This window comes from Propionispora hippei DSM 15287, assembly GCF_900141835.1.
In the GTDB taxonomy this organism is placed as follows: Bacteria; Bacillota; Negativicutes; order Propionisporales; family Propionisporaceae; genus Propionispora; species Propionispora hippei.
This window is the reverse complement of the sequence record NZ_FQZD01000005.1, coordinates 216,719-234,353: the sequence shown is the minus strand read 5'-3', so window position 1 is coordinate 234,353 and position 17,635 is coordinate 216,719. Positions and strand designations below refer to the sequence as shown.

At 47.8% G+C, this 17,635-nt stretch carries 20 protein-coding genes; 2 read left to right on the top strand and 18 right to left on the bottom strand.

What is annotated here, in order from left to right; all coding sequences use genetic code 11:
* Positions 1-20: 20 nt before the first annotated feature.
* From groES to tsaD, 4 genes are all read right to left on the bottom strand, one after another.
* Positions 21-305, bottom strand: coding sequence for a co-chaperone GroES (gene groES, locus F3H20_RS03035; RefSeq protein ID WP_091745243.1), 285 nt, complete (start codon positions 303-305; stop codon positions 21-23).
* A 536-nt stretch (positions 306-841) separates the two neighbouring features.
* Positions 842-1,423 (bottom strand): ANTAR domain-containing response regulator, encoded by a 582-nt coding sequence (locus F3H20_RS03030; RefSeq protein ID WP_149733489.1) that lies wholly within the window; start codon positions 1,421-1,423, stop codon positions 842-844.
* A gap of 4 nt (positions 1,424-1,427) precedes the next feature.
* A complete protein-coding gene (locus F3H20_RS03025; protein WP_149733488.1) occupies positions 1,428-2,852 on the bottom strand; it encodes a sensor histidine kinase in 1,425 nt (474 codons plus the stop codon).
* A gap of 328 nt (positions 2,853-3,180) precedes the next feature.
* Complete coding sequence (tsaD, locus tag F3H20_RS03020; protein WP_149733487.1) at positions 3,181-4,215, bottom strand: tRNA (adenosine(37)-N6)-threonylcarbamoyltransferase complex transferase subunit TsaD; 1,035 nt, start codon at positions 4,213-4,215, stop codon at positions 3,181-3,183.
* A gap of 122 nt (positions 4,216-4,337) precedes the next feature.
* Between tsaD and F3H20_RS03015 the strand changes: the two genes are divergently transcribed.
* Positions 4,338-4,535, top strand: a complete 198-nt coding sequence (locus F3H20_RS03015; RefSeq protein WP_091745251.1) for an alpha/beta-type small acid-soluble spore protein — start codon at positions 4,338-4,340, stop codon at positions 4,533-4,535.
* A 143-nt stretch (positions 4,536-4,678) separates the two neighbouring features.
* Here the strand turns inward: F3H20_RS03015 and rimI are convergent, their stop codons facing one another.
* The 4 genes from rimI to thiL form a co-directional block, all read right to left on the bottom strand.
* Positions 4,679-5,128: a ribosomal protein S18-alanine N-acetyltransferase gene (rimI, locus tag F3H20_RS03010; RefSeq protein ID WP_149733486.1), complete on the bottom strand. Its 450-nt coding sequence runs from the start codon at positions 5,126-5,128 to the stop codon at positions 4,679-4,681.
* Positions 5,121-5,831: a tRNA (adenosine(37)-N6)-threonylcarbamoyltransferase complex dimerization subunit type 1 TsaB gene (gene tsaB / locus F3H20_RS03005; RefSeq protein WP_149733485.1), complete on the bottom strand. Its 711-nt coding sequence runs from the start codon at positions 5,829-5,831 to the stop codon at positions 5,121-5,123. The genes rimI and tsaB overlap by 8 nt, the downstream gene beginning before the upstream one ends.
* On the bottom strand, positions 5,812-6,300 hold the full coding sequence (gene tsaE / locus F3H20_RS03000) for a tRNA (adenosine(37)-N6)-threonylcarbamoyltransferase complex ATPase subunit type 1 TsaE (protein ID WP_149733484.1): 489 nt from the start codon (positions 6,298-6,300) through the stop codon (positions 5,812-5,814). Before tsaE ends, tsaB begins: the two co-directional genes overlap by 20 nt.
* Before the next feature lie 201 nt (positions 6,301-6,501).
* A complete protein-coding gene (gene thiL, locus F3H20_RS02995; protein WP_149733483.1) occupies positions 6,502-7,506 on the bottom strand; it encodes a thiamine-phosphate kinase in 1,005 nt (334 codons plus the stop codon).
* A gap of 455 nt (positions 7,507-7,961) precedes the next feature.
* Here thiL and F3H20_RS02990 point away from each other — a divergent pair, with 455 nt between their 5' ends.
* Positions 7,962-9,521 carry a sigma 54-interacting transcriptional regulator gene (locus F3H20_RS02990; protein ID WP_149733482.1) on the top strand — a complete coding sequence of 520 codons (1,560 nt, stop codon included), beginning with the start codon at positions 7,962-7,964 and terminating at the stop codon, positions 9,519-9,521.
* A 240-nt stretch (positions 9,522-9,761) separates the two neighbouring features.
* Here the strand turns inward: F3H20_RS02990 and F3H20_RS02985 are convergent, their stop codons facing one another.
* The 10 genes from F3H20_RS02985 to motA all read right to left on the bottom strand — a co-directional run bounded on the left by F3H20_RS02985 (position 9,762) and on the right by motA (position 17,494).
* Positions 9,762-10,355, bottom strand: coding sequence for a GerMN domain-containing protein (locus tag F3H20_RS02985; RefSeq protein ID WP_149733481.1), 594 nt, complete (start codon positions 10,353-10,355; stop codon positions 9,762-9,764).
* A gap of 1 nt (position 10,356) precedes the next feature.
* The gene (locus tag F3H20_RS02980) at positions 10,357-11,487 is read right to left on the bottom strand and encodes an N-acetylmuramoyl-L-alanine amidase (RefSeq protein ID WP_223191585.1); all 1,131 of its coding nucleotides are present in this window, start codon (positions 11,485-11,487) and stop codon (positions 10,357-10,359) included.
* Between the two features lie 220 nt (positions 11,488-11,707).
* A complete protein-coding gene (locus F3H20_RS02975; RefSeq protein ID WP_149733479.1) occupies positions 11,708-11,935 on the bottom strand; it encodes a DUF3006 domain-containing protein in 228 nt (75 codons plus the stop codon).
* 2 nt (positions 11,936-11,937) lie between these two features.
* Entirely contained in the window at positions 11,938-12,822 is an 885-nt protein-coding gene (locus tag F3H20_RS02970) for a ComEC/Rec2 family competence protein (RefSeq protein WP_149733478.1), read from the bottom strand.
* 203 nt (positions 12,823-13,025) lie between these two features.
* A complete protein-coding gene (locus F3H20_RS02965) occupies positions 13,026-13,376 on the bottom strand; it encodes a type II toxin-antitoxin system PemK/MazF family toxin (protein WP_149733477.1) in 351 nt (116 codons plus the stop codon).
* A 3-nt stretch (positions 13,377-13,379) separates the two neighbouring features.
* On the bottom strand, positions 13,380-13,652 hold the full coding sequence (locus tag F3H20_RS02960; protein WP_223191584.1) for a CopG family ribbon-helix-helix protein: 273 nt from the start codon (positions 13,650-13,652) through the stop codon (positions 13,380-13,382).
* A gap of 201 nt (positions 13,653-13,853) precedes the next feature.
* A complete protein-coding gene (locus tag F3H20_RS02955) occupies positions 13,854-15,431 on the bottom strand; it encodes an NAD(P)H-hydrate dehydratase (protein WP_149733476.1) in 1,578 nt (525 codons plus the stop codon).
* On the bottom strand, positions 15,428-15,811 hold the full coding sequence (gene acpS, locus F3H20_RS02950; protein ID WP_149733475.1) for a holo-ACP synthase: 384 nt from the start codon (positions 15,809-15,811) through the stop codon (positions 15,428-15,430). The genes F3H20_RS02955 and acpS overlap by 4 nt, the downstream gene beginning before the upstream one ends.
* A 146-nt stretch (positions 15,812-15,957) precedes the next feature.
* Positions 15,958-16,713 (bottom strand): flagellar motor protein MotB, encoded by a 756-nt coding sequence (gene motB / locus F3H20_RS02945; RefSeq protein WP_149733474.1) that lies wholly within the window; start codon positions 16,711-16,713, stop codon positions 15,958-15,960.
* Positions 16,706-17,494, bottom strand: coding sequence for a flagellar motor stator protein MotA (gene motA / locus F3H20_RS02940; RefSeq protein WP_149733473.1), 789 nt, complete (start codon positions 17,492-17,494; stop codon positions 16,706-16,708). The genes motB and motA overlap by 8 nt, the downstream gene beginning before the upstream one ends.
* Positions 17,495-17,635: the final 141 nt, after the last annotated feature.

Sequence of the window (17,635 nt, the reverse complement as noted above, 5' to 3'; positions counted from 1 at the left end):
CCTCCCATAATTGATTTTTATTATTCTACAACAGCAAGAATATCTCTTTCACTGAGGATGAGATAGTCCTGTCCATCAAATTTGACCTCTGTTCCGCCGTATTTAGCAAAAATGACTCTGTCGCCTTCTTTCACATCAAGCGCAACCCGTTGGCCGTTATCCAATACCTTGCCGGTGCCAACAGCAATCACTTTACCTTCCTGCGGTTTTTCTTTAGCAGTGTCCGGCAATACAATACCGCTTTTTGTCTTTTCTTCTTTTTCCACAACTTTAACAATTACTCTGTCGCCTAATGGCTTAATCATGAAAATGACCTCCCTTTATCGTGTTTGTCATTTATAATTTTTTTGTTAGCACTCACTAAGGTTGAGTGCTAATTCCATAAATTATAATATATAATTTGCACAAAAAAATCAAGAGCTTTCTGGGGGAAAATCCACTTTTTTTATAACTTGAGCATAATTTTCCTATTCTAGCACCTTGTCAGCCTTAAAACACCAGGAGAATGATAAAGCTATTTGCACAGCCCCCCAAGACGGGCAAGCGGGACATGCCGGCAGCAGGCTGACTGACGAGAAGGAAAAAGGCTGGAAATTCACTCCCCCTTAGAGTATAATTCGCCGGGCGTAAAAATCATTCGGCATCAATCATTCCATTAGTTTGATTACATGCCCTAGTATGACCCCGTCTGGAAAATTTATTCATTTATTCAAATTGCAAAAGAAACTCTCAGAGATCCTAACCGGACTTCCCTGAGAGTTACACACTCGCCGCTAAACAGGCAGGCAATGCTCGCAAGGCGGCCTATGAGATAAAACCCAGCAGCAGCCTGCCGGGTTTACTATCTTTTTTTTGTGACGGACTCTACAATCGCCTCAGCCACTTCCCTTATAGATTTCCGTTTACTCATACTATACTGCTGAATACGGCGGTATGCTTCACTTTCATTCAAATTATAGGCATCCATCAAAATACCCTTAGCCCGGTCTAAAATTTTACGGGTCTCCAAAGAGTTTTTAACGCCTTCCAGTTCCTGCTCCAGTTCGGTAATTTCCTGGAACCTTGAGAGGGCAATTTCCATTGCAGGAAACAAATTCACCTCTTTGACCGGCTTGACCAGATAGGCTAACACACCTGAATCTTTTGCCCTTTCCACTATTTCTTTTTGACTAAATGCAGTAAGCAGCAAAACCGGTGAAAGTTTTTCGTTGGAAATAACTTTTGCAGCCGCAATTCCATCCATCTCCGGCATTTTTATATCCATGATCACCAGGTCGGGGCGCAGCTTTCTCACCAATTCCACCGCTTTCACCCCGTCGTTGGCTTCACCGATCACGGTATGCCCGGCTTCTTCCAGTATTTCCTTCAAGTCCATGCGGATAATCGATTCATTGTCCGCTATCACAATGCGCAAAGGTTGCATATGATTATTTCCCTCCTTCCACTTCGCGGGGTATGGTAATGCACGCATGAGTCCCATTATTGGCGTATAGCTGAAAACTGCCGCCAAGATCGTCTTCTATCAAAGTGCGCACAATCTGTAACCCCAGGCTGTTTGAATTTTGCGGGCTAAAGCCTTCAGGCAGGCCAATGCCATTATCATATATATCCACTTGATACGTTTTTTCCAACGTGGCAATATCCACACCTATCATACCCTCGCGACGGCCGATAAAACCATGTTCAATAGAATTTTGGATTAATTCGTTGATGACCAAAGCCAAACTGCTGGCTTTTTCTGAAGCCAGAATGACTGTATTCCCGTTAAAAATTGTTTGCAGGTTAAAATCCGGCTCCAGCATATTTTGAATCACCATATCCAGAATATTGCGCGCGACTTCCGCCACATCAATAAATTCGGCATCCTGTTGCGATAAAAATTCATGCACGACAGAAATACTAAGAATGCGGTTGACACTTTCCCGCAAAGCTGCTTTAACCGGTTGCGACTTGGTCCGGCGGGCTTGCAATCTAAGCAGACTGGCAATCGTTTGCAGATTGTTTTTAACCCGGTGATGGATTTCCTGAATAACAGCCGCTTTGATCAAAAGCTCTTTTTCTTTTTTCTTTATTTCCGTTACATTGGCGACAATAACAACTACCCGGGCGACCAGCCCGGCATCACTGACAATCGGAATCACCCGCTGTACCAGCGTCATTCCTCCGGCTTCCACTTCAACCTCACTGGGTTCTTTGCTGCGAATCGCCTTTTGAACCAACCGCATATCCACATGGCGATCATAGAAACGCCTTCCCACAATATGCGAGATACCTAAAACTTTAAAAATACTGGTAGCGGCCGAATTGGCAAAAATTATTTGTCCCTTCTCATCAATTACCAGGATGCCATCACTGGCTGAGAGTGGCCGAAACAGCTTGCGGTTGGACCTTTCCCGCAAAATTGTCTGCAGCATGTACGCGCTTTCCACTAAAATGCCATGGCCTTCTGCCCGCACCTCATCCGAGCTGGCCTCAAAGCTGATAACCGCAATAATATCGTCATCGTTATCAAAGATCGGGTAAGTTCGCATTTCCATCCACATGCCCAGAGCCCATTCACGCTGTCCGCAAATAGACTGGCCGGAAACAAAGGTACGGGCAACCAGCGGCTCTTCCGCAATATGTACGGTCGACCCAAGCAAGCTGGGTTTACGCTGAATAAAACTCGTATGTGGTTTGACCTGAGACAAAATAACAACAAAATTATTGTCACTCGCCTTAGCATATACGGTGACCTGCGCATGAGCCAAATCTGCCATGAGTCCCATATTGGCAGTGATATTTTCTAACAATTCAATCTGCGTTGATTGCAGTGTAGTTATTTTTCTGCATATATCTCCTACTACACTCATGGCTATACAAGTACCTCCAAAAATGGTTCAAAGTATATCTATTCTACCTACCGGTTAAAAATTCCTTGTTTCCTAGGACAATTTAAAACAACAAAGCTTCAATTTTCATAAATATTTACCACATAAGTCCGCCACAAGAAAACAGTCAATGCAAACATCTTTCTTCTTCAAGCGTCTAAGCGACCACAGGTGTATTTTGACCGCTCATCCTGACGGACCTTCTTCCACCTGGCGGCGTCAGCAAGCCCCTAAAACAGCTCCAGCCTTTTCCCATTTTACTGCTTTACCAGGCAAAAAAAATCTCGCTCAGGTCAATAGTCTTATTACTTCAGCGGTTCCCTAATTTCAAAGCAGGCCGGGCGTTTAGGTGCAAATCTGCCAAGTCATCCTGTAAATACTGATAATAAGCACGACAAGCAATCATCGCGGCGTTATCCGTACAAAGAATGGGGTCGGGATAGTATAATGCCAGTCCTGCAGCGTCACAGGCTTCCTGAAGAGCACTTTTAAGAGCGCTGTTAGCGGCTACGCCGCCGGCTACAACAACTTGGTTTACCTGACACTGCCGGACGGCCTGCATGGTTTTATTAACCAATACATCGACAACCGCCGCCTGAAAGCTGGCCGCCAAATCAGCCTGCGGTATTCGTTCTCCTCTCTGTTCGGCGTTATGAATGTAATTAATAACCGCCGATTTCAAACCGCTGAAGCTAAACTCGAAATTTTTCTGGCCTGTAAGAGCCCGGGGAAAGGCAATGGCCGCCGGGTTTCCCTGCTGAGCCAGCCTGTCGATGTGAGGACCACCCGGATAAGGCAGTTTAAGCACCCGGGCAATCTTGTCAAAGGCTTCCCCTGCCGCATCATCCCTGGTTTGCCCCAGCAGCTCGAAGGAATGATAGTCTTTGACCTGGATTAAGGAAGTATGCCCGCCAGATACTACCAGGGCGATAAAAGGTGGCTGTAAAGCAGCATGCGATAAAAAGTTGGCAAAAATATGCCCTTCCAGATGGTTTACACCAATCAGCGGCAAATCTGTCGCAAAGGCAAGCGCCTTAGCTACGGAAACACCGACCAGCAAGGCACCAACCAGCCCTGGTCCATAGGTCACTCCGATGGCTGAAAGGTCGTTTAAGCCGACTCCGGCCACAGACAACGCCTCATCAACCACCGCCATCACATTCTCAATATGTTTGCGAGAAGCAATTTCCGGTACGACACCGCCAAATTTTTGGTGCACCGGAATCTGCGAAGAAATAATATTTGATAATACGACCCGCCCGTCGGCAACAATAGCCGCTGATGTTTCGTCACAGCTAGTTTCCAATGCAAGAGTAAGGCATCGTTGTCGTATAGCGTCACCCATATCCTGTAATCCTCCGTATTGCTATTAATTTCATGGTATCGTTCGACCGAATTTATGCCACATTAGAATCAGGCGACAATCATGCGATACAAAATCACGCCTAAAAAGGAGAGAAAGCCACTATGGCACGTTCGAGAAAACCTGTGAATCCGTCTGCAGAAAACGCTTTAGATCAGATGAAATTAGAGGTTGCGTCAGAGTTAGGAATTGCCGAACGAGTTCGCTCCCAGGGTTGGAACACAATGACTTCCGCTGATTGCGGCCGGGTAGGCGGTCACATGGTTCGCAAAATGATTGAACAATATGAATCCAAGCTGTAGTAATGTATCGGGCGGCCCTAGCCGCCCCTACATTTTTTTTATAGCTTAAACCCGGTAACACTCTGATTACCGCCGGCATATTCTACTGTGAACAATCACCCTTTGACCACGAAAGTGGTCTTTTTTTCCATTTTCCATCTATCTCATAACTTGTCGCACCACATAATAATAGCATCTTCCTTGGTATCGGTATAATAATGTTTCCGCACTCCCGCACGGCTAAAACCCAGTTTTTCATAAAGCCTTTTCGCCGCGTTGTTGGAAGGCCGCACTTCCAGAGTCATTCTAGCGGCCCCCCGGCTATCAGCGGCTTCCTTTAAAGCAATTAGCAATTTTTCACCAATACCCCTGCCGCGGTATTCAGGCAAAATAGCGATATTGGTAACATGAGCCTCATCAACGATAACCCACATCCCAGCATACCCAACTACCTGCTTTTCTACACATACGACTAAGTAATGGGTCAGTTCATTATTGCATATTTCCGACTCAAAAGCTGCTCGGGACCAGGGCGTTAAGAAAGAAGCCTGTTCGACCAAGAGTACGGCGTCAATATCCAACAGCCCCATGCGTCGAATGCAAATATTACTCATTGGCGGTTCCACAACGCTTTTCCCAAAGTTCTTCGGCTTCCGACCTTCTTATATACAAAGGTTCCAGCGTAAAAGGATCGCTGGTCTTTCCTTTGTCCAGCAGCCGGTGAGCCAGCACGGCGGCACTACCGGCCCGGGACATAATCAGATGCGGTTCGGCCAGCATAACCGGCATTCCCCTGGCCTGAATGGCTTCCCGGTAAGCGGCGGCAGATTCTCCTAACAGTAATACCGGCGTATCTATAGCGGCTAATTCATTCAGTACATCAGTAAACGCAATCACCCGCGGCGGCACTAATTCCTGCAGTTCCCCATTATGCCAGCGATATGCCGCCTGATAGACATTTCCCTTCTGGGCATCCAGCATCGGTGAAAGTAACAGGCCGGGGACAGGGCAGGCAAAAGCCAGTGCCAGTAAAGTCGGCACCCCCACCAAAGGAATTTTCAAGGCATAGGCTAGCGCCTTGGCCGTTGCCAGACCGATGCGTAACCCAGTAAAGGAACCCGGTCCAATACTGGCGGCCACCGCCCGTAGCGCATGTTTATCAACTGCCGCCATTTGCAAGACCTGGGCAATATGCGGCATCAGTAATTCCGAATGGTTTTTCTTTGTCTGCAAAGTTAATTCGGCAATCAGCGTGTCGGCCGTTGCCAAGGCAACGCCGGACACCAAGGTCGCTGTATCAATCGCAAGAATTGGCAATATCTTTCAACCTCTCAATCCGTCTTTCGTAATTTCCACCGTTTGCGGCCAGGCTAATCACCCGTTCCCCTGTTTGTTCGCCCAGACTGATGGTGAGCCAGAAGTTTTCTTCTGGCATATACCCATCAAACCGGTCAGGCCATTCAATAATAGCCACACCGTCGGAATGTGGGCCTGTATATTCATCAAAACCGATATCGGCCAGTTCGCCGGGCTGCTCCAAACGATACAAATCGAAATGGTACAACCGTATAGGCGCATCATATACATTCATGATCGTGAAGGTTGGACTGGTGACTGCCTCTCGAATTTTGAGTCCTGCCGCAATGCCCTGGGTTAACAGCGTTTTTCCGGCGCCGAGTGTTCCCGACAGACAAACCACGTCACCAGCTTGCAGCAGTGCCGCCAGTTTTTCCCCTAGCCGGTAAGTCTCTTCCGGCTTAAAAGTTTTTATTTTAATTACTACCATTATAGTAAGCTCCTGTCGTTTCTCTTATGTTATATGACTACTGCTCTGTCACTTTGAAAGGTAAATCTACTTGCCGCTTTTTTTATAAAACAAGGCGGAATAGACGGTTATAGAAAGTCACCAACAACAAAACCTAACGGGAAAAGGCCCTTAAAGAAATTTTGATTTCAGAGTTGGTGGAGCACTAGGACAGCACGCCATCTATCGAAAATGGTTATAACCGCGCGCTGCGAGCGGTTGTTCCTCGCCCGTCTCATTGATCAAAACCACCCCGGTATGAGGTTTGGTCACCTCACCAATCAGGGTAACGGCGACACCTAAGTCAGTTGCCTGCAATTCCCGCCATTTGCTTTTTTCCATGGTAAATACAAGCTGATAGTCTTCACCGCCGTACAGCGCATAGTCGAGAGGCGTCTTATGAAATAAAGCGGCAGCAGCCCTTAGTTCGTCAGACAGCGGTATCTGCCCGGCAAAAAGCCGTATTCCGACCTGACTGGCAGCGGCAATCTCATTAATCTCACTTGCCAGACCGTCACTGATATCATTCAGGCTGGAAGCGCCGGCAAGACCCAATAGCTTTCCCGCCTTTACCTGCGGTCGCGGCGTCAGGTGCGCAGTTACCAGCGGCCAGGCAAAATCATGGTCTTCCCAGTCGCCGGCCAGCAGCAAGTCTAAGCCGCCACCGGAATTGCCCAGTTTCCCGGTAACAGCTACGATCTCCCCGGGATTAGCACCGGATCGCCGTACAATATTACCCGGTTCCACTTCGCCCATGGCTGCTACGTTGATGACAACACCACCGGGAGTAGCCACCGTATCGCCACCAACAATGTTCACACTAAACTCACGGCAGATTTCTTTCATGCCTTCATATAAATTAACAACAAAATCCGGTGAGACCTGCTTATTGATCGCCAGTGAAACCAGCACGTGCCGGGGCGTCCCACCCATAGCGGCAATATCGCTAAGATTAACCGCAATGGCTTTATAGCCGAGTTGCCAGGGAGTCGTCGTCCGAAGGTCAAAGTGAACGCTTTCCACCAGCATATCTGTCGTCAATAGTTGGAGCTGCCTTGGCGCAGGCAGAACAACGGCCGCGTCATCACCTATCCCGGTAATAACACAGCCCGGATTTTGGATGGTATCCTGTTTGATTAAATCAATCAGACCAAATTCACCAATTTCCTCAATCTTGTGTGTTGTCATAAAAAAACAAACCCCGCCATGTATTTTTTATCTGAGTTACTAACATTACATTGATAACGTAGCTAGTACCGTGTACCCTCTAAAACCATACTATTCTGGCGGAATATTTCTCGCCATACTGCGTTGTCGTCAATCGGCGTAGAAACCGCTATGCCTCATTCCTCCGCCTTGTCTGGCGAAAAATCTCCTCGCCAGCCTATGCATGGTTTTAAAGGTTACGCGGTACTAGTGGCAATGTGTTTTCATCTGGTTTACTTCTTGCCAGATATCAGCATTTCCTGCATTATTAGTATGCCACTTCACAGAAAAAATTTGTGAGAAATAAAAAAGGAAATCGAACCGGCCGCGCCTAACATTATTAAATCATCTGATCGGTGCAGGCCAATACCTTGCGTCACACTTATCATATTTTAAAAAATCCGACATATTTGTCTTTATCAGCCTAAGGAGGAACCATGAAAAGTCTATGCCTGAAAATCCCCAATGTGGACCGGATTGGGTTAATCAAAGATATCTCCTGTATTTTGGCCGAACGCCAGATCAACATTCTTTCGATGGAAGTAAAACCAAACACCGTCTTCTTAGAAATCAATCTGTTGACAGAAGATGACAAATTCTACATCTTTCAAACGATTAGAGCCATTTCTCAGGTAATTGATGTCCAGGAAATTGATTTAATGCCTTATCAGGAAAAAGCCGAACAGCTTAAAGCGGTATTAGGTTCGGTTAGTGACGGAATCATCGCGGTCGATCCCCAGGGAAATATAACGCAGCATAACCCGGCAGCCGAAAAGATCACCCATCTGACCGCAGACCAATTAGTCAAAAGTTCGTTGGACAGCCTGTTTCCGCCCAGCATCGTTCCCTTGCGGACTTTGCTGCAAACAGGAACAGGTTACGATAACTGTGAAGTGATCAATATCCCTACACAAAGCCATTACCTGACCAGCGGCCGCCCTATCATGGACAGCAGCGGGCGAATTATCGGCGCTGTCGCCATTTTGAAGGACATCAGCGATGTCCGTGACCTGGTCTATACGGTAACAGGCCAGTCTTCCTTTTCCTTTGGTGATATTCTTTATACCAGCAAAGCCATGCAACGGGTAGCGACACTGGCAAAAACCATTGCCCAGGGAGATTCAACGGTATTAATCCGCGGTGAAACCGGCACGGGTAAAGAACTGTTTGCCAAGGCCATCCACGACACCTCGGCCCGCGCCAAGGAATTATTCGTACCGCTTAACTGCGCCGCCATTCCGGATACTTTATTGGAAACCGAACTGTTCGGCTACAAGGACGGTGCCTTTACCGGTTCGGCCAAAGGCGGAAAAAAAGGACTCTTTGAGTTTGCCGACGGGGGAACTATCTTCCTGGATGAAATTGGTGAATTATCCACCTCTCTACAGGCTAAACTATTGCGGGTATTACAAGAAGGAAAAATACGCCGCATTGGTGACACCCTGGAAATACCGGTCAATGTTCGTGTTTTAGCAGCTACTAACCGCAACCTGGAAGAAATGATTCAGCAGGGAAAATTCCGCGAAGATCTGTATTATCGCATCAATGTCATTCCTTTGTTTATTCCGCCGCTTAAAGCCAGACGCGACGATATTCCTTTACTGTCCCAGCTGTTTCTTCGCCGTTACGCCGCCAGACTGCATAAGCCGGTTACCGCTATCAGTGAAAGCTCTTTGCAGAAACTGATGGAATATCACTGGCCCGGCAATATCCGTGAGCTGGAAAACGTCATTGAACGGGCCGTTAATCTGGTCGCAGGCAGCATTCTGCTCAACGAACATATTATCTTTGATCACGATTACTCGCCAACACCGCTGGAGACCGTTCTGCCGGAATGTGCCCTGGATGAAATACTGGATAAAGTGGAACGTGACGTACTTATAAAGGCCTTAACACAGCACCGGACCCTCCGGCAACTCGGCAAGGCGCTTTCCCTCTCTCACACGGCTGTGCTAAAGAAACTGCGTAAGCATGGTCTCAGTATCGTAAAAAGGTAAGCCTTACGGGCAGCATCAGCCGTCTGCCTGCATATTATTGTAGTAACAAGCTCATATTTAAATCAAATGATTTGTTTGAATTTCCACCTGCTGCGTTATCGTCAGTCAGCATAGAAACCACTATGCTTCATTCCTTCGCCTTGCAGATGAAGCTTCATCCTGCGTCCTTTGGTTAAAATATGAACCTGTCACTACACGAGGAGGGAGCATGCATGAGCATGCTCCCTCCTTTTTTGACCGCTATCGTTTGATAATATCCTCTGACCGGCCCAAAGGCTGGCTTAAATCCAAATGTCCGGAAATCGTGTCGATAGGTTTTCCCTCCACCAGGATACGAACCTTTTGAATTTCAGGAAACTCGGTCAATGTATCGACAATCGCACCAACAATTAAAATTTCAGAAGCAGATCCACCGCGGTTATCTTTTATCAGCTTATCCGTAAAATCCGGATAGGCAATGTGGTCTTTGACTGTTATGGAACGAAGCTTTGTCCCTGCCGGAATCACGGCTGTCAGTTCCTTGTTCTTGGTACCGGCCAACAATAACTCCAATGCCGTTTGAGCCGGATGTGTATTCTGCGGCACCGTATGTACCTCGGGAACCAGATGTTCCGCATCCTTACTGGCATGATAAATGGTCAACCGCATGGTTCCGGCCTGCACCTGTCCGTTCGGGCCGGTTGTCTGACCGGCGGATTTTTCAGCCTGCGACTGTTCCACTCCGGGAGAAGCTTCTGGCGGCACCGTCTGCTGAGAGCAACCGGCAAGCAAGCCCAAGCATAAGAGACTGATAAAAAGAATTTTTAGGCGGCCACTGCAACGTAGGGGCTTCATCTTATTGCCCACCTCCTTTAACGGCAGCTTGAGCAAAGAAACGTTCCAAACCGCTTACAAGCCCTTGTGCCGCCTCCTGTTGAAACTGAGGTGTATTCATCAATTTCTCCTCTTGAGGATTAGAGATAAAACCTAACTCAACCAGGGATGCCGGCATAACCGTATTTTTCAAAACATAAAAATTAGCCTGATGGATGCCACGATCACTAAAACCACCAGAAATAGATGCTACCAGATTATCCTGCAAGCTGTCCGCCAATAGCATGTCGTAGTCGGTCTTAGGATAATAATAACTGGCGATACCTCCCACGCTGGGATCGGTAAAGGCGTTGATATGTATACTGATAAACACATCGGCTTTATTATTGTTGCCAACATTCGCCCGTGCGCCCAGCTCATCCACAGCACTGGCGTTAGGCCCAAAAACATCTTTATCCGCCTGCCTCGTCAAAAGCACCTTGGCGCCCGCTTTTTCCAGCAACAGCTTGGCTTTTTGCGCCACGGCCAGCGTAATGGTTTTCTCCTGCGTATTACTGCCAATGGCCCCCGGATCAGTCCCACCGTGACCGGGATCAAGGGCAATCACCTTGTTTTTCAGCCCCGGCGTGAATGAAAAAGACGGTACCGGCACAGGTTTATTGATATCCACCACAATCCGATGTGTCTTATTGGCCTGGGCGTCACTTTTTAAAGTAAATACTTTATAATCGGAAGCACCGAGACTAGCCGGCAAGGCAATCACAATCCGGCTAGTCTGACTGTTAATGGCCTGGACATTCATTTGCCGGGCGATAGCTCCATCCAAGGTCAGACTTTTACTTATTTTTCCCGCTGTAGCACCTTGTACATCCACAATCAATTGAGGACTGGGAGAGCTAACCAGAGACCCTTTAGCCTCAACCGGGCCGCTGGAGTCGATAACCAAACGCAATTTGCTGCTGCCGGTTACCGCATCATTGTGGACGGCAAAACGCACATTCAGCAATTCTGCTGCCTGGCGTATGACATTGCCGTTCAACGGAGAACCTGCAACAGCCGGAGCAGCCTGGGAAACGTTCAACTCAGCCGCCAGCGCCATATGCGACAGCAGCAACATCATGATCAAAAACGCGAAAAGCAACTTGCGCTGCACCCTCAACCCTCCCATAGTACGACATATATGGGTAATCTTCGCGTTTTTCTAAAAAAATCCTGCTTAGGAACCGACAAACTTTACGTTCGAATGTTATTTACCAATAAGCCGAAGAAAGTAAGATCATCACTGCCGCTATGGGTGGCATGATGTAAGGCCTTCGTAGTAAATATAGGATAAAATTACCAATATTTCATCCCACAAAAAGAACGCTCCAGGTCTACTCGTCTTGATTTTCCGCTAGCAGTGCTTTTAACAGTGCTTCACCGGCAGCCCGGGCCTCTTGTGTGGCCTGAAGATCAAAAGTCACCGCTATATCAAAAATATCGCCTTCCCGAACATCATCAGGAAAAAGAGCACAGGGCCAAACAATCTGTAGCTCTTCGTCTCCCAGCAATAAAACGACCTTATCTCCCTCCAAACGGTCGGCAACAGCTTTGATGCGCATTGTCAGTTCCTCTCCTTGCTAATAGAATACCCCTTGCCATCAGTTCTTATTTCTACCGTACCATCCTTATCGGTTCGGTAAATCTTAATTTTCATTGCCTGATATTTTTTTAAGGTAGTGGGATGGGGATGGTGATATTCGTTACCCTCGCCTGCCGAAATCACAACGGCTTCCGGTGCCACTTCGGCCAAAAATTCTTTCGATGAAGAAGTATTGCTGCCGTGATGCCCGCTCTTCAATACGGTACTTTTCATTTGACCGGAAAATGCATTTACCATGACCGCTTCCGCTTCCTGTTCCGCATCACCGGTAAGCAGCATAGAAAAATTCCCATAGATAAGTTTAGCCACGATAGAATTGTTATTTAGCGCAGCCTTGCCTTCCAACAGCGGCTTGAGCGGAGAAAGTATCTGCAATACCGCGCCACCGCCAAGTTCGATTCTGTCGCCACCGGCCACAACTGCAAAAGGGATTTTTTTCTTCCTTATTGCAGTCAAATACTGTTTGTACAAAGAAGTGGTCGTGGTTTGCCCGCTGTCGTAAATTTGTTTTACCGGAAAACTATCAAAAACAGCCTTCATCCCTCCTAAGTGGTCGGCATGGGGATGAGTAAGAATCACTTTATCAAATCTCTGAATTCCCTGTTTTTTTATGTATGCCACCAGGATATCCCTGGCTGGGATATCCCCACTGTCAACGAGAACTGTTTCGCCGTCGATTCGGATTAAAACAGCATCTCCCTGACCGACGTCAATCACATCCACTACCAGTTCACCAGCGTTCGAAACAGCCGGCCGGGCAGCACAGCCCAACAGAAATATCACCGACAGAACTATCATGACCAGCACAGAAAATACTTTGACAGGTTGTTTAGAGCTTAGCTGCATAACCTACCTCTTTGCATATCCCTTGATTAGATCAGGATTTAGTTATTTTACGAATTTTTTTCCACCCTGTGCGTCGCCATACCGATGTCCGCTATATCGGCTTCTTCGCCTCTCAATGCGAAACAACTCTAAAATTCAAGCCGGGCAAGGCACTAAAAATTAAAAATAGGCAGTCGCCCGCCTATCCCATACTTGCCACACTTTTAAATTTGGACCAATCCCAGGCTCACCCGCACAGCATCATCAATCTGAGTCATAATATCCTCTGTCAGATGTGTCACTTTCTCCTTCAGCCGCCGTTTATCAATCGTACGCATCTGCTCCAGCAAAATAACCGAATCTTTTTCCAGATTATATTGTTTGGCGCTGATTTCCACATGGGTCGGCAGCTTCGCCTTGGAAATCTGCGAAGTAATAGCTGCAACAATAACGGTAGGGCTGTATTTATTACCAACATCATTTTGAATCACTAAAACAGGGCGGTGTCCCCCCTGTTCAGAACCAATAACCGGGCTTAAATTGGCATAATAAATGTCCCCACGCTTTACGATCATATATTATTCACGCTCCGCCAACAGGGTGGGCATTTCAAACATATCCGTGTCAATTAGCAGTCCCTCTTCCGCCAAGGACAAATTAATAACGGCCATTTCCTGATATCCCTTGCGCATCATGTCGCGAATAGCCTGCTTCTTACGATCTTCAATATACCGCTTCATCGCTTCGCGCACAAACTGGCTACGGCTTAATTTCTCCATGGCGATGATGCCGTCAACTTCCTGGAGCAAGCTATTGGGAATACTTATCATAATACGTTTTAATTCGGCCACACCTTCACCCCCGCCAGTCTATACATGGCTTGCTATAATTTAATTATATATATTTATATACTAAAGTCAACTTATATATATACCTTCAGAATTAACTATACCATGATTAAGTATGCATTAGCAACAAACAAATTATGCCTACTATTGCCATGGGAATATAGCTAAAAATCGAATTTTCTCTCTCCGGTACTATATTTGACATCAACCGTCACTTTTTCGGCCTGCAGACCCGGCTGTCTGCAGTTGTGCCAGAGCGGCAGGCAGAGTCTTAAGCAGGTCGCCGGCCAGCAGGCCCGCCATTCCATTTGCAGCAGCCAAATCACCGGCCAGCCCCTGAAGATATACTCCGCATAAAGCCGCGTCACAGCCTGAAAGGCCCTGGGCCAGCAAACCGGCAATTACACCGGTCAGCACATCGCCGCTTCCGGCAGTCGCCATCCCGGCATTTCCTGTCGTATTAATAAAAATTTCGTCACCGGGAAGGGCAATTAAGGTAGGCGCTCCCTTTAAAACAACAATGGCCTGCCATTCATTTGCCGCCATTCGGGCTACATCCAGCCTATTTTCATTAATATCGGCAACTGTCAGTCCGGTCAACCGGGCCATTTCCCCGGCATGAGGTGTTAACACCGGCCTGTGCTTTGCCTTTCCTAACAATCCGGTATGATCCTGTAAGGCATACAGCGCGTCGGCATCCAGCACTAACGGAACCTGGGACTTTTCAACAATTTGCCGCACCAGTGCCAGCGTCTCCGCCTGACGGCCAAGGCCAGGGCCAACCGCCAGCACCTGGCTGTCCGCCGCTTCCTGCTCAATAATCCCCCAGGCTGCTAAACCGATAGCACCATCGACAATTTCCGGCAGCGGTCTGGTCATTACTTCAGTCACTTTTACTTCCATAATAGAATTAAGGCCTGCGGCAATTCCCAGGGTAACCAGACCGGCACCAGACCGCAAGGCCGCGGCAGTACACAAAGCGGCGGCACCGGTAAGACCGGTTGAACCGGCGACTGCCCATACACGGCCGCAGTCGCCTTTATAAGCATCCGCCCGTCGCTCGGGTAGACGCCGGCTTATGTCACGCTGCGTAAGCACCGCCAGCTTCAGTGCCGGTGTCTCCAGAAGCGCTGCCGGCAGACCGATATCGGCGACCGTCCATTTTCCGGCGCAGGCCGCACCAGGATACAGCAAAAGTCCCGGTTTTGGCAAGCCGAAAGTAACCGTATAATCAGCGCTTACCGCGCAGGCACCGATCTGTCCGGTATCAGCCTGAACCCCGGACGGAATATCCACAGCCACAACCGTCTTTCCCGCATGATTGATCAGCTCCACTGCCTGAGCCATGGCACCGGTAATATCACGGCCATAGCCAGTCCCTAGGAGCGCATCTACCAGACAGTCGGCAAAAGCGACCCCGATCTTCACCTTATCCCAGTCCCGTATTCCGGTAACTTCGATTACATCCACACCCATCCGGATAAGAATCTCCAGTTGTATAGCCGCATCACCCTGAACGGCGTCGCGCGCCGCCAATAAAAAAACTTTAATTTTAGCGCCCCGGTTGCTTAGATGGCGGGCAGCAACAAAACCATCACCACCGTTCTTTCCTTTACCGGCAAAAATACAAATTTTTTTATCCGATACGCCATCCATGATTGTCTCAATCTCCCGGACCACCGCCACTCCAGCGTTTTCCATAAGTACAATGCCGGGAATTCCATAATCCTGCGTCGCCTGCTCATCCAGGCGGCGCATTTCTTCCGCCATAGCCGCCTTCATCTATCGTCTCTCCCCCATAGAATCGCTTGTGCCGCCGCATACTCCCGCGCATGTGTTAATGAAATATGAATTTCTCCTACCTGTTGAGTTTCTGCCAATCGGGCAAAGGAACCGTAAAGCCGAACCAACGGGCGGCCGCCATTAGCCAAAACAACCTCAATATCCGTCCAGTTACCACCTGCCAGGCCTGTACCGAAGGCCTTCATGACAGCTTCCTTAGCGGCAAACCGTGCCGCATAGGAAGAAGGCCGCTGCGCACCCCGGCTTTCACAATACGCTTGCTCTTCCGGTGTAAAGACCCTTTTTATAAAACTTTCCCGGCCGATAGCCGTCCGGATTCTCCCTATTTCAATGATATCAATACCCGTACCTAAAATCATATTTGTCACCCCATTGCTTCATTATAGCCTTTATACCACCCGCTTGCCAAGTCCGGCTACAACAGTCATAAACCGGCATAAGAAAACCTTGCATAGCTATCTATATGCAAGGTTTTCTGACAGGTTATTTCTTCATGCTTTATTTCTTACATTTTATAATTTCTTACGATCAGCACTTCCACCCGGCGGTTTTTAATGCGTCCCTCTTCCGTATCATTCGTGGCCAGGGGACGAAATTCCCCATAACCAATTGCACTGAACCGGGCCGGTGATAATTTTTCCTGGGCTAAGAGAAATTTGACAAAATTAACGGCCCGTTTAGCACTGAGATCCCAGTTAGAAGGAAATTCGCCGGTATGAATCGGTATATTATCGGTATGGCCGGAGACGACAATTTTCTGGGAAAGAGGCATCAGCATCTTGGCAATTTCCGCCCCCATGCGACGCGATTCAGGCACCAGATCAGCGCTGCCCGACAGAAAAAGTGCATTATCCTTAATCCGCAACACTAAACCCTCGTCAGTAATCACCGTTTGCAATTCCGAAGTCAAACCATTGTCCTGTATGTACTGATCCAAGAGTTTTTTTACCTGGGTAAGCTGGGCACTCTCCTGCATATACGCCTGCTCTTTGGCTGATTTCGCCGATTCGGCATCTTCACCGGCCTGCGCTTGCTGACTGGCCGAATCAACTCTGACGCTATCCAGAATAGCCGGACTGCCACTGCCAAAAGCCGCGCTCATCGACTGGGCGATCTGTTCAAACTTTTTCTGATCAATCTGCGAAGAGGCAAACAATACAATAAACACGGCCAGCAATAAAGTTAACAAGTCAGCATAAGGAATCAGCCAGGTCTCATCCATATGTTCTTCATGATGCTGCTCATGTTTCTTCTTAGCCATTTTTCTCCTCCGAAGGCTTTAACAGCGCTCTTTGACTTTGCGGTATGAACACCATCAGCTTCGCCTCAATCGCGGTAGGCGAATCACCGGCCTGTAGTGACAGGATTCCCTCAATCATCATTTTTTTATTTTCCACTTCAATTTTCGACATCATTTTCAGCTTATTGGCAAACGGATGCCAGAGTACATAGCCGGTGAAAATACCAAGCATCGTCGCGATAAAAGCAGCCGCGATCGAATGACCCAGCTTATCAATATCGTTTAAGTTGCCCAATGCGGCAACCAGCCCTACAACGGCTCCCAATACACCAAGGGTAGGCGCATACCCGCCGGCCTGCGAGAATATCAAGGCGCCAGTCCGGTGCCGCTCCTCCATGCTATGTACTTCAGCGTCCAGCACATCACCGACAAAATCAGGATCAAGTCCGTCAATAACCATAGCCAGACCATTACGCAAAAAAGGGTCGGGAATTTCGGTTACACGGTTTTCTAGCGCCAAAATCCCTTCCCGTCTGGCCGTTTGCGACAATTCCACAAACAGTTTTAGCAACTCATCTTTGGGAAATTGCGGCGGCTGCCTGAAAAGCATTTTTATTAACGTGGGAAACTTTTTAATATCATTAAGCGGAAAAGCATTAAAAATACAGGCAATGGTACCTACGATGATAATTAAAAAGGCAGCAGGGTTATTCAATGCCGTCAAACTGGCTCCCTTTAACACCATGCCTACCCCAACGGCTAATAAACCTAACACTATTCCTATTGCTGTCGACTTTTCCAAAATTCGGCCTCCTAACCCAAAATAAAACTTACAAATACATCATTGTCCTGCGCCCATCTTCCACCGTATTGTTAAAACGTCAGGAATATACTGCCGCAAACCAAATGATCCATTTCCGGCCGCTTTAAAGATTCTGTTGTC

Excerpts from the sequence above, each read along its gene's own strand:
- motB (WP_149733474.1), bottom strand. The coding sequence starts at position 16,713 with ATGGCTAAGAAGAAACATGAGCAGCATCATGAAGAACATATGGATGAG.
- F3H20_RS02955 (WP_149733476.1), bottom strand. The coding sequence starts at position 15,431 with ATGAAGGCGGCTATGGCGGAAGAAATGCGCCGCCTGGATGAGCAGGCG.
- F3H20_RS03030 (WP_149733489.1), bottom strand. The coding sequence starts at position 1,423 with ATGCAACCTTTGCGCATTGTGATAGCGGACAATGAATCGATTATCCGC.
- tsaD (WP_149733487.1), bottom strand. The coding sequence starts at position 4,215 with ATGGGTGACGCTATACGACAACGATGCCTTACTCTTGCATTGGAAACT.
- F3H20_RS03025 (WP_149733488.1), bottom strand. The coding sequence starts at position 2,852 with ATGAGTGTAGTAGGAGATATATGCAGAAAAATAACTACACTGCAATCA.
- F3H20_RS02985 (WP_149733481.1), bottom strand. The coding sequence starts at position 10,355 with ATGAAGCCCCTACGTTGCAGTGGCCGCCTAAAAATTCTTTTTATCAGT.
- tsaE (WP_149733484.1), bottom strand. The coding sequence starts at position 6,300 with ATGGTAGTAATTAAAATAAAAACTTTTAAGCCGGAAGAGACTTACCGG.
- acpS (WP_149733475.1), bottom strand. The coding sequence starts at position 15,811 with ATGATTTTAGGTACGGGTATTGATATCATTGAAATAGGGAGAATCCGG.
- groES (WP_091745243.1), bottom strand. The coding sequence starts at position 305 with ATGATTAAGCCATTAGGCGACAGAGTAATTGTTAAAGTTGTGGAAAAA.
- F3H20_RS02970 (WP_149733478.1), bottom strand. The coding sequence starts at position 12,822 with ATGCAGCTAAGCTCTAAACAACCTGTCAAAGTATTTTCTGTGCTGGTC.
- F3H20_RS02965 (WP_149733477.1), bottom strand. The coding sequence starts at position 13,376 with ATGATCGTAAAGCGTGGGGACATTTATTATGCCAATTTAAGCCCGGTT.
- thiL (WP_149733483.1), bottom strand. The coding sequence starts at position 7,506 with ATGACAACACACAAGATTGAGGAAATTGGTGAATTTGGTCTGATTGAT.
- F3H20_RS03015 (WP_091745251.1), top strand. The coding sequence starts at position 4,338 with ATGGCACGTTCGAGAAAACCTGTGAATCCGTCTGCAGAAAACGCTTTA.
- rimI (WP_149733486.1), bottom strand. The coding sequence starts at position 5,128 with ATGAGTAATATTTGCATTCGACGCATGGGGCTGTTGGATATTGACGCC.
- F3H20_RS02990 (WP_149733482.1), top strand. The coding sequence starts at position 7,962 with ATGAAAAGTCTATGCCTGAAAATCCCCAATGTGGACCGGATTGGGTTA.
- F3H20_RS02975 (WP_149733479.1), bottom strand. The coding sequence starts at position 11,935 with ATGCGCATCAAAGCTGTTGCCGACCGTTTGGAGGGAGATAAGGTCGTT.